Source organism: Alistipes timonensis JC136 (genome assembly GCF_900107675.1).
Lineage (GTDB): Bacteria > Bacteroidota > Bacteroidia > Bacteroidales > Rikenellaceae > Alistipes > Alistipes timonensis.
Map to the genome: position 1 here is coordinate 48137 of NZ_FNRI01000003.1, position 17834 is coordinate 65970.

15 protein-coding genes are annotated in these 17834 nt (G+C 58.3%); 7 read left to right on the forward strand and 8 right to left on the reverse strand.

The genetic code is table 11. The features are described from left to right. Positions 1 to 65: 65 nt before the first annotated feature. The 5 genes from pnp (at position 66) to BLU78_RS04720 (ending at position 6538) form a co-directional block, all read left to right on the forward strand. A complete protein-coding gene (gene pnp, locus BLU78_RS04695; RefSeq protein ID WP_010261245.1) occupies positions 66 to 2309 on the forward strand; it encodes a polyribonucleotide nucleotidyltransferase in 2244 nt (747 codons plus the stop codon). Positions 2310 to 2517: 208 nt separating this feature from the next. After that, a complete protein-coding gene (locus BLU78_RS04700) occupies positions 2518 to 4239 on the forward strand; it encodes a hypothetical protein (RefSeq protein WP_010261248.1) in 1722 nt (573 codons plus the stop codon). Between the two features lie 173 nt (positions 4240 to 4412). After that, positions 4413 to 5294: a deoxyribose-phosphate aldolase gene (deoC, locus tag BLU78_RS04705; RefSeq protein ID WP_010261251.1), complete on the forward strand. Its 882-nt coding sequence runs from the start codon at positions 4413 to 4415 to the stop codon at positions 5292 to 5294. 145 nt (positions 5295 to 5439) lie between these two features. Beyond that, the gene (locus BLU78_RS14155; RefSeq protein WP_081504091.1) at positions 5440 to 6003 is read left to right on the forward strand and encodes a DUF362 domain-containing protein; all 564 of its coding nucleotides are present in this window, start codon (positions 5440 to 5442) and stop codon (positions 6001 to 6003) included. Beyond that, positions 5984 to 6538, forward strand: coding sequence for an RNA polymerase sigma factor (locus BLU78_RS04720; RefSeq protein ID WP_010261257.1), 555 nt, complete (start codon positions 5984 to 5986; stop codon positions 6536 to 6538). The genes BLU78_RS14155 and BLU78_RS04720 overlap by 20 nt, the downstream gene beginning before the upstream one ends. A gap of 63 nt (positions 6539 to 6601) precedes the next feature. Here the strand turns inward: BLU78_RS04720 and BLU78_RS04725 are convergent, their stop codons facing one another. Genes BLU78_RS04725 through BLU78_RS04735 form a run of 3 tightly spaced genes read right to left on the reverse strand, consistent with a single transcriptional unit; the run spans position 6602 to position 9661 of the window. Next, on the reverse strand, positions 6602 to 6805 hold the full coding sequence (locus BLU78_RS04725; protein WP_010261259.1) for a hypothetical protein: 204 nt from the start codon (positions 6803 to 6805) through the stop codon (positions 6602 to 6604). Further along, on the reverse strand, positions 6798 to 8432 hold the full coding sequence (locus BLU78_RS04730; RefSeq protein WP_010261261.1) for a S41 family peptidase: 1635 nt from the start codon (positions 8430 to 8432) through the stop codon (positions 6798 to 6800). The genes BLU78_RS04725 and BLU78_RS04730 overlap by 8 nt, the downstream gene beginning before the upstream one ends. Further along, the gene (locus BLU78_RS04735) at positions 8432 to 9661 is read right to left on the reverse strand and encodes a DUF3078 domain-containing protein (protein WP_010261263.1); all 1230 of its coding nucleotides are present in this window, start codon (positions 9659 to 9661) and stop codon (positions 8432 to 8434) included. Before BLU78_RS04735 ends, BLU78_RS04730 begins: the two co-directional genes overlap by 1 nt. 95 nt (positions 9662 to 9756) lie before the next feature. Here BLU78_RS04735 and nfo point away from each other — a divergent pair, with 95 nt between their 5' ends. Beyond that, a complete protein-coding gene (nfo, locus tag BLU78_RS04740) occupies positions 9757 to 10605 on the forward strand; it encodes a deoxyribonuclease IV (RefSeq protein WP_010261264.1) in 849 nt (282 codons plus the stop codon). A 30-nt stretch (positions 10606 to 10635) separates the two neighbouring features. Here the strand turns inward: nfo and BLU78_RS04745 are convergent, their stop codons facing one another. The 5 genes from BLU78_RS04745 to BLU78_RS04765 form a co-directional block, all read right to left on the reverse strand. Beyond that, positions 10636 to 11835: an aspartate aminotransferase family protein gene (locus tag BLU78_RS04745; RefSeq protein ID WP_010261266.1), complete on the reverse strand. Its 1200-nt coding sequence runs from the start codon at positions 11833 to 11835 to the stop codon at positions 10636 to 10638. Beyond that, positions 11828 to 12538, reverse strand: a complete 711-nt coding sequence (locus tag BLU78_RS04750; RefSeq protein WP_026020676.1) for a TrmH family RNA methyltransferase — start codon at positions 12536 to 12538, stop codon at positions 11828 to 11830. The genes BLU78_RS04745 and BLU78_RS04750 overlap by 8 nt, the downstream gene beginning before the upstream one ends. Continuing rightward, positions 12519 to 13436: a ribosome small subunit-dependent GTPase A gene (rsgA, locus tag BLU78_RS04755; RefSeq protein ID WP_010261269.1), complete on the reverse strand. Its 918-nt coding sequence runs from the start codon at positions 13434 to 13436 to the stop codon at positions 12519 to 12521. The genes BLU78_RS04750 and rsgA overlap by 20 nt, the downstream gene beginning before the upstream one ends. Continuing rightward, positions 13426 to 13944 (reverse strand): CvpA family protein, encoded by a 519-nt coding sequence (locus BLU78_RS04760; RefSeq protein ID WP_010261271.1) that lies wholly within the window; start codon positions 13942 to 13944, stop codon positions 13426 to 13428. The genes rsgA and BLU78_RS04760 overlap by 11 nt, the downstream gene beginning before the upstream one ends. A gap of 119 nt (positions 13945 to 14063) precedes the next feature. Beyond that, a complete protein-coding gene (locus BLU78_RS04765; RefSeq protein WP_052306687.1) occupies positions 14064 to 14282 on the reverse strand; it encodes a helix-turn-helix domain-containing protein in 219 nt (72 codons plus the stop codon). A 152-nt stretch (positions 14283 to 14434) separates the two neighbouring features. Here BLU78_RS04765 and BLU78_RS04770 point away from each other — a divergent pair, with 152 nt between their 5' ends. After that, complete coding sequence (locus tag BLU78_RS04770) at positions 14435 to 17674, forward strand: hypothetical protein (RefSeq protein WP_026020677.1); 3240 nt, start codon at positions 14435 to 14437, stop codon at positions 17672 to 17674. The last annotated feature ends 160 nt before the right edge of the window (positions 17675 to 17834 follow it).

Genomic DNA, 17834 nt, shown 5'->3' on the forward strand with positions numbered 1-17834 from the left:
CGAGAGGGGTTGCCTTCATTTTCGTTGCGAAAACAATCGAAAACACTCATAGGTTTAAATTTTTTATGGAAGAAAAAAAGCTGTACAATGCAGTCCGTAAAACGATCACCCTGGCCGACGGACGCCAGATCGAGATCGAAACGGGCAAACTGGCCAAACAGGCCGACGGCTCGGTCGTCGTCAAAATGGGCGACACGATGCTGCTCGGCACCGTGGTGGCCGCCAAGGATGCAAAACCCGACACCGATTTCATGCCCCTGCAGGTAGAGTACAAGGAGAAGTACGCCGCCATAGGCCGCTATCCCGGCGGCTTCATGAAGCGCGAAGGCCGTGCCAACGACAGCGAGATCCTCGTTGCCCGTCTGATCGACCGCGCACTCCGCCCCCTGTTCCCCGCAGACTACCACGCCGAAGTCTACGTGACGGTCAACCTCATCTCGGCCGACAAGGACATTCAGCCCGACGCGCTGGCCGGACTGGCCGCATCGGCCGCACTGGCCGTGTCGGACATTCCGTTCGGCGGCCCCATTTCGGAGGTCCGCGTAGCCCGCATCGACGGACAATACGTCATCAACCCCAACTATTCGGAGATGGAGAAGGTCGACCTCGACATCATGGTCGGCGGTACGATCGACAATATCCTGATGGTCGAGGGCGAAATGAAGGAGGTTTCGGAAGAGGTCATGCTCGGCGCCATCAAGTTTGCGCACGAGGAGATCAAGAAGCACTGCGCCGTACAGATCGAGCTCTCGAAGGAGCTGGGCAAGGACGTGAAGCGCACCTACTGCCACGAGGTCAACGACGAGGAACTCCGCCAGACGATCATCAAAGAGCTCTACGACAAGGCTTACGCCATCGCCACGAGCGGCACGATGAAACACGAGCGCGAGGAGAAGTTCAACGCCCTCGAGGCCGAGTTCGCGGCCCGCTACTCGGAGGAGGAGCTCGCCGAGAAGGCGCAGCTGATCCACAAATATTTCCACGACGACGTGCAGAAGAAGGCCATGCGCAACATGGTCCTCAACGAAGGGCTGCGCCTCGACGGCCGCAAGACCGACGAGATCCGCCCGATCTGGTGTGAGGTGGGCTACCTGCCCGCGGCACACGGCTCGGCGATCTTCACCCGCGGCGAGACCCAGTCGCTCACGACCGTGACGCTCGGTACGAAACTCGACGAGAAGGTCAAGGACGAGGTGCTCGTGCAGGGCACCGAGCAGTTCGTGCTCCACTACAACTTCCCGCCGTTCTCGACGGGCGAGGCCAAGGCCGCCCGCGGCCTGAGCCGCCGCGAGATCGGCCACGGCCACCTCGCATGGCGCGCCCTGAAGCCGATGATTCCGCTGGGCGAGGAGAACCCCTACGCCGTGCGCATCGTATCGGACATCCTCGAGTCGAACGGCTCGTCGTCGATGGCTACGGTCTGCGCCGGAACCCTCGCGCTGATGGACGCCGGCGTGAAGATCAAAAAACCCGTGTCGGGTATCGCCATGGGCCTGATCTCGGACTCCGAGACCGGCAAGTGGGCCGTGCTGTCGGACATCCTGGGCGATGAGGACCACCTGGGCGACATGGACTTCAAGGTGACGGGCACCAAGGACGGCATCACCGCCACGCAAATGGATATCAAGGTCGACGGACTCTCCTACGAGGTGCTGGGCGCCGCGCTGGAGCAGGCCCGCAAAGGCCGCATGCACATCCTCGGCAAACTCACCGAGTGCATCGCCGAGCCGCGCGAGGACTACCGCCCCTGCGTACCGCGCATCGTACAGATCACCATCCCGCAGGATATGATCGGTTCGGTGATCGGCCCGGGCGGAAAGGTCATCCAGGACATCCAGAAGACCACGAACACCACCATCACCATCACCGAGAACAACAACCAGGGTTATGTCGACATCTTCGGCATCAACAAGGAGGCTCTCGACGGCGCGCTGGCGCGCATCAAGGCCATCGTGGCCATCCCCGAGGTGGGCGAGACGTACCACGGCAAGATCCGTTCGATCGTGGCCTTCGGCGCCTTCGTCGAGATCATGCCCGGCAAGGACGCCCTGCTCCACATCTCGGAGATCGACTACAAGCGCTTCGAAACCATGGAGGAGACCGGCCTGAAAGAGGGCGACGAGATCGATGTCAAACTGATCGGCGTCGACCCCAAGACCAATAAACTCAAATTGTCGCGCAAGGCGCTGCTTCCCAAACCCGAGGGTTATGTGGAGCGGGAACGCCGCCCGCGTCCCGAACGCGGAGAGCGCGGCGAACGCCGCGACCGCGGAGAGCGCCGCGAGCACCACGAGAGCAAAGAAGAGTAAAACGACTGTTAATGTGGATATTTCGGACGGAAATAGACCGTTTTTTTCCGTCCGGAATATTGCATAATTAGCAAGAGTTTTCTATATTTGCGCTGTTCCGCGGCCCGAAAAGGGGCCGAAGCACCCGGAAACGGGTTCCGGAACAGACTGAAATAGGGCAAACAAATTTAAAATAAACACATTAATTTTACCTATTATGAAAAACTTAATGAAATTGAGCATGGTGCTCGTAGTTGCCGCACTGGCATTCTCGAGCTGCAATTGCTTCAAGAAGATGGCCAAGAACCGGGACGACATCAAGCTGACGGTTACCCCCGAGATTCTCACGCTGAACAACGGCACCGTTGCCGCCGACATCAATGTCACCTTCCCCGTTGAGTACTTCAACAAGAAGGCTATCATCAAGGTTACCCCCGTCATCGTATTCGAGGGCGGCGAAGTGGCCGGCGCTACCAAATACTACCAGGGTTCGAAAGTGGACGAGAACTACGCTGTCGTAGACAAGATCAACGGCGGCAACTTCACGCAGCACGTGGAGTTCCCCTACGATCCGCGCATGGACCAGTGCGCACTGCAGCTCCGCGCCGAGATCAAGTGCCCGAAGGGCAAGGCCAAGGAGTTCGTGCTCGTTAACCTGAACACCGGCGCCATCCCCACCAAGGAGCAGGCTGCCGTTCTGGCCGGCAACGACGCCGCTGCCAAGGCCGCTATCGCCAAAGAGTTCGGCCTGACGGTCGCTTACGGTCTGAACACCCTGCAGAAGGATCTCAAGTACGGCGACCTGATGGATCAGATGGCCAACAACTACAAGAAGGTAACCACGGTGGTTGACAAGACCGACCTGCTCTACGCGATCAACTCGTCGGTAGTGACGAAGAAGAACGAGAAGAACGCAGACCTCGGCGCTTTCAAAGAGAACGTGGACAAGAACCTCACGAACGACCGCGCTACGCAGAACATCGCCGTGAAGGGCTACGCTTCGCCCGACGGTCCGGTGAAGTTCAACGACAAACTCTCGCAGGCTCGCAGCGAGTCGGGTAAGAAGGTCGTTGCCAAGCTGCTGAAAGACGCCGGCCTCGATATCGACGCCGCTGCCTACGGTGAGGACTGGGACGGCTTCAAGGAACTGGTCGAGAAATCGAACATCAAGGACAAGAACCTCATTCTCCAGGTGTTGAGCCTCTACAACTCGCCCGCAGAGCGTGAGACCGAGATCAAGAACATGTCGACGGTATTCGAGGAGCTGAAGAAAGAGGTGCTTCCCGAGCTGCGCCGTTCGCAGATCGTCAACAGCACCGATCTCCAAGGTCTGACCGATGCCGAGATCATGGCCGCTTACCGCAACAACGGCGAGCTGACCGTCGAGCAGTATCTCTATGCCGCTCAGGAGTTGGCTAACGGCGCCGACGAGCAGGTTGCCATCCTGACCGCCGCTTCGAAGAAATTCAACGACGCCCGCGTATGGAACAACCTCGGCGTGGCTCAGACGCAGGCCGGCGACAAAGCCGCTGCCCTGAAGTCGTTCGAGAAGGCTGCCAAGCTGGATTCGTCGAAGGAGCTCAACAAGAACCTGCTGCTGGCTAACCTGGCCAACAACAACACTGCCGAGGCCAAGAAGTATGCTGCTTCCGCCGACGCTCAGGCCAAGGCTGCCATGGCTGCTGCCGAGGGTGACTACAAGGCTGCCGCCAAGGGTCTCAAGGGTTACAACGAGGCTATCGCCCTGGTTCAGTCGAACGACCTGGCAGGTGCCAAGAAGGCTATCGCCAAGGACAACTCGGCAGACGCCGACTACCTGCGCGCCGTGATCGCCACGAAGGAAGGCGACCTGAAGACCGCCGAGGCACAGCTGAAGAGCGCCGTTTCGAAGAACCCCGCACTGGCTCAGAAGGCCGCCAAGGACATCAACCTGAAGCCGCTGCAGAAGTAATTCGGCACGAAGCGATAAAAAGAGCCTGGACCGAAACGGTTCAGGCTCTTTTTTTGCATCGGCATCCAAGGGTCCGGACAACAAGTGCGAAAACAGGTCCGTTCCTAAAATAATTGGCCCGGAAGCGACGCGGGATCGAATAATTTTTCTAATTTTGTAAAAAACAAGATCGTATGGAATACGCCAACCATCTGAATGAATACGCTCCGGCATGGAGCGCCGCGCAGGTCGACGCCGAGGTCGCCCGCATCCGCCAGGTCGCCCAGGCACGCAACCACAATACCGAAGTCTATAAATTCTGCTACTCGGCCATCGACATCACGACGCTGTCGTGCAACGATTCGGTGACCTCCGTCACGGAGTTCGCCCGCAAAACCGTGGAGTTTTACCAAAAATATCCGCATATTCCCAACGTGGCGTCGATCTGCATCTACCCCGCATTCGTAGAGACCGTGGGGCTGGCCGTGGACGGTACGCCGATGAAGATCACGAGCGTGGCAGGCGGATTTCCCGCCGCGCAGACGTTTCTCGAAGTGAAGGCCCTCGAAGTGGCGATGGCTGTGGAGAACGGCGCCGACGAGGTGGATATCGTGCTGAACGTGGGCCGTATGCTCACGGGCGAGTACAACGAAGCGGCCAATGAGGTAGAGGTGATCCGCACGGAGATGGACGAGGATGTGGTGCTGAAAGTCATCATCGAGTCGGGCGCGCTGAAAACCCCCGAACTGATCCGCAAGGCTTCGTTGCTGTCAATGCTGGCCGGGGCCGATTTCGTGAAGACCTCGACGGGTAAGATTGACGTGGCCGCAACGCCCGAGGCTGCCGTGGTAATGTGCCAGGCTATCAAAGACTATTTCGACAAGACGGGCCGCAAGGTGGGTTTCAAAGCCGCAGGCGGCGTCCGTTCGGCCGAAGACGCCGCGCTCTACTACACCATCGTCGAGGAGATTCTCGGCAAGGAGTGGCTCACGACCGACCTGTTCCGCATCGGGGCCTCCTCGGCCGCCAACAACCTCATTTCGGCCATCGAAGGCAAAGAGGTGAAGTATTTCTGATCGCCCGAGTACCGGCAACTATATGCAGCAGTCCCTTCGAGGGGACTGCTGTTTTTCATATCCCGAGGGGCGCAGAACGAAAAAATACCGGCCGTTTAAAATATCCGGACTGCATGATCGTCTGCATAAGTAGAAAGCAGCGGCAATGACAACCCGAAAACGAAAAATCGTCTTATACACCTTCGACTGCACCGGATGCGGCTACTGCGTCAAGGTCTGCGGCAACGAGGTTCTCAAACTGGTAGACAACGGAGCCTGCCGCTTTGTCAACGTGGCCGATGCGTCGCGCTGCAACGGATGCGGACGGTGCGAACGACGATGCCCCAACGGAGCAATTTCACCAAAACAAGCAGATAACATGAAAGAAAAACTGAAAACCGCAGGATTCTGCCTCGGAGGCACGGCCCTGCTGGCGCTGGGCGTAGCCGTAACGATGTGGCTGTGGAACGCGCTGATCCCCGGAATCATCGGATGGACAAGCATCAACTACTGGCAAGCGCTGGGCCTGCTGTTGCTGATCCGGCTGCTTTTCGGCCACTTCGGTCCCTTCGGGTGGCCCGGACACCCGCACATGTCGCGCCGGGAGCACCGTCACCTGCACGAAGCGATGCGCGGCATGTCGCACAGCGAGAAGCGTGAGTTCATCCGCCGCCGGATGCGGAATTTGTGCGAACGGGAAGCCGCAGCGGATGAAACCGGAAAGGAATAACCCGACCGAGGTATTCGAGAACTACCGTCGGCAGCTGCGGGCCTTCATCGCGCGGCGCGTGGACTCCGAAGCGGAGGGCGAGGATATCCTCCAGGAAGTTTTCATGCGTTTCGTGCAGACCGACACGGTAAATCCGGTCGGGCAGGTCGCGGCATGGCTCTTCCGCACGGCGCGCAACCGCATCATCGACCACAGCCGCAAACGCCGCGAGGAGCGGATGCCGCAGATGCACGGGCAGGACGACGAAAGCGGATTCGTCAGCGAAATCACGGCCCTTTTGGCCGACGAGAGCAGTTCGCCCGAAATGGAGTACCTCCGGGCGCTGGTCTGGGAGGAGGTCGAGAAAGCCCTCGGCGAACTTCCTGCCGCCCAGCGCGACGTGTTCGAGCTGACCGAAATGGAGGGATTCACCTTCCGGGAGCTCGCCGAGGATACCGGAATCCCCGTGGCGACCCTGCTCTCGCGCAAGCATTATGCGGTGAAATACCTTCGCAGCCGGTTGGCGGACATCTACGAGGCTTTCCTCACGGACTGACCTCCGCAGCATGAAAAACGGCGGCCCTTTTGCGGGGCCGCCGTTTCCGTCTATACGGTACTGTCAGATCGAATCCGCACCCCCGAGGGTCAGCGAATCCGCAGCGGGAACGACCGGCTGTACGGGAGCGGGCACGGCCGGAGCGGACGCCGCCGGAAGCTCGTCACGCCGGATCATCGACTCGAACTTGTCGCGCCGAAGAAAGACGATGACAATCACCGCGATCACCGCCACGGCCACAAGAATCCCGATCAGCTTCTTAATCATTTTTATCCTCCTTCAATATCCCGATGGCGCGCACAATCACGTTGTCCACGGGATAGATATTCGCATAGAAACCGTTATCCTCCAGCATCGTGTTGCGACCGATGTAAGCCCGGAGCTGGGCCTCGATCAGCCGGCGCGAACGGGCGATGTCGCCATAGCGCGGCGCAACGCCCTTGCGGGCGGCATAGCGGACGAAATCGTCGACGAGGGTCTTGTCGCTGTCGAGCAACGCCTGCAGTTCGTCGATGGTCTTCACGGCGTTGAGCGCCTCGCGGTGCCGGTCGGCATACTCGATCGTATAGCGGTAGAGGATGTTGCGGCCCGACACCTCGATGAAATATTTCGTCACATCGGTCGTATCGGCCGGAATAAAGACGTCGGGCATGATGCCTCCGCCTCCGTAAACCACCTTTCCGCCCGGCGTCGTCCGTTTGAGCGAATCGGCGAAATGGATGCTGTCGGCCGAGAAAAACTCGTTGTTCTTATACCGGTTCCAGATATCCTCTTCGTAACTCTCGTCGTCACCGATGGTGTAGGGCTTCTGGATCGAGCGGCCCGTGGGGGTGTAGTAACGCGCCGTGGTCAGCCGCAGGGCCGATCCGTCGCTGTACGGTATTTGGCGCTGCACGAGTCCCTTTCCGAAGGACCGGCGTCCGACAATCGTTCCCCGGTCGTTATCCTGTAACGCTCCGGCGAGGATTTCGCTCGACGATGCACTCCCCTCGTCGATCAGCACCACGACCTCCATGTCCTGCGCCGAGCCATTGCCGTCGGCATATTCCCGGAGCTGCTCATGGCGGCGGTCTTCGGTGTAGACGATCAACTGGCCTTTATGCAGGAACTCATTGGCCACGGCGATCGCCTGGTCGAGGAATCCGCCCGAATTGCCCCGGAGGTCGAAGACCAGCTTCGTGACCCCTTCGGCGCGCAGCGAGGCCAACGCCTTGTGAAATTCGTCGTAAGTCGTCCGGGCAAACTGCCCCAACTTGACGTAGCCCACGCCGTCGGCAATGCGGAAAGCCGATTCGATGCTCCTGATCGGGATCACACCGCGCTCGACGTCGATCGGCACCAGTCCGGCAATACCCTGCCGTCCGATACCCAGGTGCACCGTCGTCCCGCGCGGTCCGCGCAGCATCTTCACGACGTTGTTCTGGGGAATCTTGCGCCCGGCAACCACCGAGTCGCCGATCTCGATGATCCGGTCCCCGGCCTTGATGCCGGCTTTGTCGCTGGGTCCGTGCGGAATGACGTTCAGCACGATCACCGTGTCGGTGGCCATGTTGAAGACCACGCCGATGCCGTCGAACTCCCCTTCGAGGGGCTCATTCAATGCCTGCATCTCCGAGGCAGGGATGTAGACCGAATGGGGATCGAGCTCCTTGACCAACAGCGGAATGACGTGCTCCGAGAGGGAGTCCATCGACACCGAATCGACATACTGGTTCTCGATCAGCGACAGCGTATAGGTCAGCTTGTTCGCAGGCAGCGCCATGCGGCTGAGCATGCCTTTGAGCTGCGAGGTGGTTGAATTGCGCCCCAAATACTGTCCCAGCACGAGGCCCAGGACCACTCCCGCAGCCAGCAGCAACGGAAAGAGGACGGTGTGTTTCGAATTTTTGTACATTACTTGTTCTTAAAGGTATACGTCAGGCCGACGCTCAGCAGGGTCCGTGTCTGCACGTCGACATTCTGCGCCCGGTTGTAATACAACTGGAAACTCAACGTCGTGGAAAGGTATTTTGTTGCCTTGATGTCGATGGTATTTTCCCAGCGCACCGTGGGGTGGATCGGCAGGCGGGGTTTGTCCTTGATATTCTTATCCCCCGAATTCCACTGTTCGAAGGCCGCCAGATACTTGCTGTAATCACTGATCTTGTTCCTCTGACCGATGTCGGTGATCCAGCCATAGAAAGAGAAAATCGTCGTCCGGTAGCGCAGGTAACCCGTCTTACCAAAGGTCCGGTCGAAACCGATCTCAATCGACGAACCGCCCTCGTATTTCGAGGTCTTGTCGGGATCTTCGATACCGTAAGGATAGGCCGGCTTGATCTCAATCTCTTTGCCTTCGCTGTCTTTTTCCACCTGCCGCATGCGAATCCAGTCACTTTCGGCGAACGTGGCGTTCAGGGCGAGCGGAGACATATTGACCGTAATGGGGAATTTCTTCTGAGGACTTTTATAGGTGATACCCAGCGAAATGTCGAGATAACCCGGGGTCATGAACTTGCTTTTGAGATGCTTTTTTTCCTGCTCGGAACGTGATTTATAGCCATTGACGAACTGGCTGCGGAACTGGATGATCGAGCCGTAGGACCAGTTCTTGGCCATCTCAAAGGCAGGGTTCACCCAAATGAGCAACTCATCCTGATTCTTGAACCAGACGCCCTCGCTGTCCATGATCTTGTTTCCGCTCTCGTCGACCATCGGCTTACCGTCCGGCCCTACGCGCTGCGTCTCGACCTTCATGCGGTTGTAACCCAGCTTGGCACTGAACTTGGTTTCGATGGAAAAGAGGTTCTTTTTGAAGACATGGCGCAGATTGAAGGTTCCGACCAGCGCGATGGAGTTATCACCGCCCGAGACCGAGATCCACGGATCGTTGTAGGAGGTCAGCGAACCCTGCAGGCCGCCGCCGAATTCGAGGTAGTTGCGCTCCTTGCGGATGGCGGCACGTTCAGCCTTATAACGGGCCAGGTTGAAATAGTCGACGTCGACGGGGGTGGACTTCAGCTTATCCTGGAAAGTCACGCTCTGCTGCTCGGCATTGACCTCGTCGATCGAAATCTGGGCCGAAGCCGGAACAGATGCGACCAGGGAAGCCGCCAGTAAGAAGATCGGGAAAAAATGTTTCATAGCGAAGCGATTCAATTGATTTTCAATGCACAAATTTATGAATTTATTTACAAAATCCTTAACTTTGTCTGAAAGATAAACTGAAAGGACGAATTATGAAATATTTCGGAGCACACGTAAGCGCCGCGGGAGGTGTGGACAACGCCCCTGCCAACGCACTCGCAATAGGGGCCACGGCCTTCGCACTCTTCACCAAGAACCAGCGCCAATGGGTAGCCAAGCCGCTCACTGCGGGGGAGATCGACGCTTTCCGCAAGGCGTGCGACACCTGCGGCTACCGGCCGGAACAAATACTGCCCCACGACTCGTACCTCATCAACCTCGGGCATCCCGAGGAGGAAGCATTGGAAAAGTCGCGCGCAGCGTTTCTCGACGAAATGCAGCGGTGCGAACTGCTGGGACTCGACCGGCTGAACTTCCATCCCGGCAGCCACCTGCAAAAGATCACCGAGGAGGAGAGCCTCGACCGGATCGCCGAATCGATCAACATCGCCCTCGACAAGACCCGCGGCGTGACGGCCGTAATCGAAAACACCGCCGGGCAGGGATCTAACCTCGGGTTCCGTTTCGAACACCTCCGCTACCTGATCGACCGCGTGGAGGACAAGTCGCGCGTGGGCGTCTGCATCGACACCTGCCACGCCTTTGCGGCGGGATATGACCTGCGGACCCCCGAGGCGTGCGACGCGACGTTCGCCGAACTGGAGCGCGTCGTGGGATTCAACTACCTGAAAGGGATGCACCTGAACGATGCGATGAAGATTCTGGGCAGCCGCGTCGACCGCCACACGCCGCTGGGCGAAGGGATGATCGGCATGGAGTGTTTCCGCTACATCGCCCGCGACAAACGGTTCGACGGCATTCCGCTGATCCTCGAAACCCCGGACGAAGCGCGCTGGGGCGAGGAGATCGCCCGATTGAAAGCATTCGCCGAAGAGGCATAGAAAAAAAGGGAGGTTTCAGACCTCCCTTTTTCAGACCCGATCCAGACAATCCCGGATAATCGCCGCGCTTTCGCGGACCTCTTCGTCGGAGATCGTAAGCGGCGGCGAGATGCGGAACGCCGTGTCGCAGAACAGGAACCAGTCGCTCAGGATGCCCGCCTCTTTGAACAGTTCCATGATGCGGTAGAGTTTCGCCGGTTCACCCAGCTCGACGGCCAGCAGCAGTCCCGAGCGGCGAATCTCCCGCACGGCGGGATGGCCGGCGAGCAGCGATTCGTACAACGCTCCCTTCGCCTCGACGGTTTCGACCACCCGGTTGTCCAGCAGGTAGTTCAGCGCCGCCAGACCGGCCGCACAGCAGACCGGATGGCCGCCGAAGGTGGTGATATGCCCCAGCACGGGGTTTTCCTGCAAGGTGTCCATAATTTCGCGGCTCGAAACGAACGCCCCCAAAGGCATGCCGCCGCCGAAGGCTTTGGCCAGACAGACGATGTCGGGCGTGACGCCGTATCTGAGCATGGCGAACAGTTCGCCCGTGCGGCCCATGCCGGTCTGTATCTCGTCGAAAACAAGCAGCGCCCCCACCTCGTCGCAACGCCGCCGCAGGGCCTCCAGATACCCCGGCTGCGGCGGCCGGACGCCCGCCTCGCCCTGCACGGGTTCGGCAAGCACGCAGGCCGTGCGGCGCGTGATACGCTTCAAATCATCGAAATCGTTGAACGCAATGGCCTGCACATCGGGCAGCAGGGGCCGGAACGCCCCTTTCCACTCCTCGCCTTCGGGAGCGCCCATCACGCTCATGGCCCCGTGCGTCGAACCGTGGTAAGCGCGGCGCATGGAGATCATCTCGGTACGCCCGGTATAGCGTTTGGCCAATTTGAGGGCCCCCTCGACCGCCTCGGCGCCCGAGTTGACAAAGTAGACGCTTTCGAGCGGCGCAGGCAGCAGCGACGCGATCTTCGCGGCGTACTCCACCTGCGGGGTCTCGACCAGTTCACCATAGACCATCACGTGCATATAGCGCGCAGCCTGCTCCTGCACGGCCCGCACCACCGCGGGATTGGCATGGCCGACATTGCTCACCGACACGCCCGCCACCAGGTCGAAATAACGTTTCCCGCCGGGCGTATAGAAAAACGAACCCTCGGCGCGCGCGACCTCCACCAGCATCGGCGACGGCGATGTCTGGGCGACATGCGCGAGGAATTGTTTGCGTAAAATGTTATTCATTTTCACCGAATTTCCGTATAAGTATCGCCTCGGCGTCCTTCACGCTGGCGCGCATCCAGCCGTCGAGCACTTCGGCCTGTTCGGCGGGGGTCATCCGCCAGCCGTCGACCGTGAGGCGTATGCGTTCGGAAAGCATATAAATCAGAATGGCTGCCGAAGCCGAGACGTTCAGACTCTCGACCATGCCGCACATCGGAATGCGCAGAAATTCGTCGGCCGAAGCGATCACCTCGTCGGAAATTCCGGCATGCTCCGTGCCGAAAACCAGCGCGAAAGGCCCCCGCGCCACGTCGAAAGTTTCGGGCGTCACATCCTCGCGGTGGGGCGTGGTGGCCACGATGCGGTAACCCGCCCCGCGGAGCGCGGCGATGGCCTCCGCCGTCGAGGGGTGCTGCCGGACATCGACCCACCGCTCGGCGCCGCGCGCAATGTCGGGATTGGGCTCGAAGGAACACAAGGCCTCGACGGTGTGCATCTCCTGCACCCCGAACGCTTCGCAGTGGCGGATCAGCGCCGCGGCGTTCTGCCCGTGATACATGTTCTCGGCCAGCACGGTCATGTAGCGGGTCCGCATGCCGACCGTCTTCCGCAGCACCTCGTAGCGTTCGGGCATCATGAACTCCCGGAGGCAGGCGATACGCTCCCAGCAGGGTCCCGATTCGGAGCCGAACTCCGTCAAAGCGTTATTTGCGGTATTTTTCATCATCGTCGAGAATTTTCAGGTAGCTTTCGTAACGCGACCACGCGATCTCCCCCGCTTCGACCGCTTCGACCACCGCACAGCCCGGCTCGTGGGTGTGCGTGCAGTTGTAGAACCGGCAGCCCGGCGCCACGCGCATCATCTCCGGAAAATAGTGCCAGAGTTCGGCATCGTCGATGTCCAACAGCCCGAACCCTTTGATACCCGGGGTGTCGATCACCGCCCCGCCTTCAGCCAGGGGGTACATCGTCGAGAAAGTCGTGGTATGGCGCCCTTTGTGGTGGCTGTCGGATATCTCGCCCGTGCGGATGTCCAGCGAGGGGTCGATGGCCTGGATCAGCGTCGACTTGCCGACGCCCGAGTTGCCCGACACGAGCGTCGTACGCCCCGCCAGCAACTCCCGGACCTCTTCCACGCCGCGTCCCTCCTTCGCGGAGACCTCCAGCACCCGGTAACCGGCCCCTTCGTACACCGCGCGAAACCCCGCGACAGTCTCCGCATCCTGCAGGTCGATCTTCGAAAGCAGAATCGTAGCCGGAACCTTGTAGGCTTCGCAGGTCACCAGAAAACGGTCCGCGAACTCCTTGGGCGTCTCGGGCGAACGCAGCGTCACCATCAGCAACGCCTGATCGACATTGGCGGCGATGATGTGCGACTCTTTGGAGAGGTTCGAAGCCCGGCGGATCACGTAGTTGCGGCGCGGCTCGATGTCCACGATCACGCAGTCGCCGCCCTCGGACTCGCATACCACTTCGTCGCCCACGACCACGGGATTGGTCGACCGCACGCCCTTCAGGCGCAGTTTGCCCCGGATGCGGCAACGCAGCGTCACGCCGTCGTGCAGAACGTCGTACCAACTGCCGGTCGCCCGGACCACGGTGGCCGTAAACCTATTCTCCATCGGAAGGAGTGTTTTCATCCGGCCCCGGCACCTGTTCGCCGACCCACTCCAAGAACGGGAACACGGCTTCCGAAAGGCGCATGACAGGTTTGTAACTTTTCGACTTTTCGATCGTCTCCGGACTCACGAGGGTATAATCGGCGTTCAGCGTGTCGAACGCCGAAAAGAGGGCGCTCAGCACGAGCAGGTATTTCAGCACCGAGACCGCAATGCCCAACAGCGTATCGGCAATGCCGAACCCCGCGAAATGGAACAGCCTGCGCACCAGCCGCCCGGCGATGGCAACGACGAGGATGACCGCAATGAGCACCGTGACGAACCCGCCCGCGGAGGCGATGTCGGGCTCCAACTGCAGCCATTCGCCGACCTGCGTGCCGAACCGTGCCGCAAGCCAGATGCCCGCAACGATGCCCGCCAGGGAGCATACCTGCAAAATGAAGCCCTGACGCCACCCGTTCCAGACGGCCAGCACCAGCACAAGACATACGATCAGATCAACAGCGTTCAAAAACAGCTTTCAATTTGTGTCCGTAAAGATACACATTTTACCGAAACAGCCCAAAAAAAGCACATAAAGGACGATTTGGAGACAAGTATATGTAAGTATATAAATATAGGTGTCAATCCTCAGCGTATCACGTCGCGCAAGGTAATATTCAGCGCGTTACAGATGATACACATGGTTTTTATGGTCAGATTGGTCCGCCCCGCCTCGATACGGCTCAAATTGGATCTTTCCATGTCGCACCGGTATGCCAACTCCTGTACGGTCAGCATACGCTCTTTCCTCAACTCTTTGATCCTCGCAGAGATATACCGGATTTCATCTTGGTAATCCATTCCCATTTTAAAAATTTGGACAAAAATTTTGCTGTGCAAATTTTTATATATATATTTGCACCATGCGTATCATATATGATACCATAAGTCAGCGTCGCAAATGAGTAACAAATTGAAAATTACATGCAAAACACATCTTCATTTCAATCTTTCGTACTATGAAAAACAACTTATTCAGAAAATTTCTGGCAGTGTTCCTGACCGGAACACTGCTCGGTGCCGTCGGCTGTAAGGACTACGACGACGACATCAACGACCTGAAAGGTCAGATCGACGACCTGAAGGGCAAAATCGAGCTCAAAGCCGACGCCTCAGCGCTCAGCTCGCTCCAACAGAAACTCGAAGGCATCAATTTCGACGATTTCGTAAAGGATGCCGAACTCAACAAGATGGTCAAAGACCTCGGATATCAGACCGCCGAGGACGTCAAAGCACTGATTCCCGAGGGAATGAGCACGCAGGATGTAAAGAACATTTTCGACGCCCAGATCAAAGCGCTCGACACGTGGGGCGAGATCGAGTCGAACATCGGCAAGGCCGTCAAGGAGTATCTGGCCGGCAGCGAATACACCGCGGTGCAGCAGACTCAGATCATAAATACGATCCTGGGACAGATCGACCCTACGGCCAAGGAGATCAAAACGGCCATCAAAAACCTGCTGGGCGCCGAGTTCGGCACCCAGATGAATCAGTATATGACCACGGACGATTTCCGCGGATCGCTGGACGAGGCCGCAGCCGAACTCCTGAAAAAGGAGAACGGCAAACTGGCCGCCGGTATTGCCGAAATGATCTCTTCCGAAGGTTTCCTGGAGCAGGCCGGCCTGAAAGAGAAATTCGACAACTATGACGCAGCCATCAAGAGCCTGCGCTCGGATGTGGACGCCCTGATCGCCCAGATTCAGTCGTTGGTATACGTTCCCGAAGCATTGGACGGACAGGTCGCAATGGCTGCCTACAAGGTAGGTAACACGGAACTGGAGAAAGGCATCGCTACGCTGACCTACCGCGTTACTCCCGCCAAGGCGCTCGACGCAGTCGCCGCCATCTATGCCAAGAACCCCGCCTGCCTCTCGATGGTTTCGGAGAAAGTGATCGCTACCCGCGCCGCAGAACCGGCACCGGCTCCTGTCGCCGTCACGGGCTTCCAGGCTGGCGAGAACGGCAAATTCTCCGTTACGATCGCCGCCGACAAAGAGACGATGGACGCTCTGGCAGACAACAACAAGAGCGTCGCCCTGGCGCTCTCGATCCAGAGCCAGACCAAGGCTCCTGCAGAAGACGGTGAAGAAGAGGCCGTTTCGGGCGTCACCAACGACGTTCTGTCGGATTTCGCCGGTGTCATTTACTCGAATACCGCCAAGGAGGTAACCTTCGCTCTTTACAAAGACGGCGAAGTTTACAATGACGAGACGATCATGATGCCGTTCAACTCGACGGTGGCTGAGAGCAAGGCAACCCTGCTGAAAGACGTGGAGCTGAAGGCATCGCTCGACGGCGACAACTTCCTGTCGCTGGACGAGGTTTCGAACATCCTCGGTCAAAGGGTATCGGTCAGTGCTTATAAGGCCAAGGTCACCTATACGGATCCTTCGGACGCAGCAGTCACGGGAGACGCCATCAACAAGTTCATCCTCAAGAGCGTCACCGACAAACTGAGCTGGAACGACAAGCTCGCCACGGTGGAGTTCCGCGCAGAGGCCAAATCCTCCGACGTGAAATCGAAGGCCGTATTCGCACACACCTGGACGATGGCTGTCACCGGCAAAGCCACGACGGCGACCGTAAACAACCAGACGACCTATCAGATTGCCAACCAGAAAGGCACGACGATCGACTTCGGCAAACTCAACAAAGAGTGGACCTACCAGTTCGTCAACGAAGGCGGAAACACGACCGAGGTTGCTCCTGCGATCAATGCCGATGTATTCGGCGAAGTAGCCATGACGCTCGGCGGCAAACTGCCCGCAGGTGTTACGGTAATCGACATTCTCAGCGAGACTCCGGTGAAGAAGATCACGGATGCCAAAGGCAAGGACGTCACTGCATCTGTCGACGTCGCATTCGAGCCGTTCGTCGGCCAGATTGCCAACGGAACCAAGGTAACCCTGCCCGCAGGCAAATACGCATGGGGCAATACCTACACCGTAGAGTACGTCTACACGCACGAAAACATCGACTACACGCTGACCGGTACGATCGAATTCGGCGCGATTCCCCAGCATGTCGAGCTGAGCATCGAGCAGACCATCGGCTACAACGACATTACGAAGACGATCAGCTGGGCTGACCTCTACAAGAAGGTTGCCGCCGGTTACTTCAAAGATGCCGCTGAGTTCGCCTCGGCAGCAACGACCTCCAGCAAGGATGCAAGTGCAAGCAACATGCGTTACACCGACGCCGAGGACGAGAACGGCGAGTTGATCCCGCAGAACAACCCCGACGGAACCTATATCGAAGTAAATGCCGCGAAGGGCATCGAGGCCCAGATCGTATCGGGCGACATCAAGGCTGCCGGCAACATCTTCGTACAGACCTACGAGCGCGAAACCTGGTATGGCCAGAAGATCAAGGCTACTGTAACGACCACGGTAGAACTCCCCGCATACGAACTGAACTACAACACGCAGTATGTAATCGATGAAAGCGGCAAGAAGACGGTTATCCTCGCCGGCAAGGTCAACGACAGCTTCGTATGGGCATGGGACAACGCCGACCTGCCTGCATACTTCAATATCGTTACACCGACCGGGGCGACTCCCGTGGAGATCTCCTACGAGAAAGTATCGGTAGACGGCAAGAACGAAGCCGGCAAAAACGACGTGACGGCGAAATATGCTGCAATCGACGGCGACAAACTCGACTGGACGAACGCTACCCGCGACTACGTCGACTTGAAGGCCATCATCAAAATCAAGGGCACGAATATCCAGGTAGGCGCAAAAGAGCTCCGCGTACGCATCCAGACCCCGATCGCAACGCTGGCTCAGACGAAGGGCATCGAAACGAAATACGTTGCCAACGAAGAGACCGAGATCAACCTATTCGAGAACCTGGATTTCATCGACGCGAACGGCAAGAAGTGGATCGAATACGACTCGAAGGCAAAAGTATGGAAAGCCGTCGTGGTAAATGGCGACGACACCGCTTACGAGGTATTTAAGGCAACGTCGGGCAATACGGCAAGCGCCGGTATCACGTTCGAGGTTCTCAAAGCCGAGAACTCGGACAAGAGCGAAACGAAGCTCGACCTGCTCGAAGTCAACGACAACAAGCTGGTTTACAAGAACAACAGCGCTCTGTTGCAGCTCGACTTCACGGTTACCCTGAAAGCTACCTTCACTTATCAGTACGGCAGCAAGACGACCCAAACGATCACCGTGACCGTCAAGCACTAAGCCCCTTTCCGCAGATCGGTATCGCCTGGTGTGGCGATACCGGCTGCGAAAGGCAATTCCCTCCGCAGGGGATGGCACCCAAGGAGTTGTTTTTTAGTTAACAAGTTTCACATACATCCTCTGCTTTTTGGCGGACCGAAGAGGCGCGGTCCGCCATTTT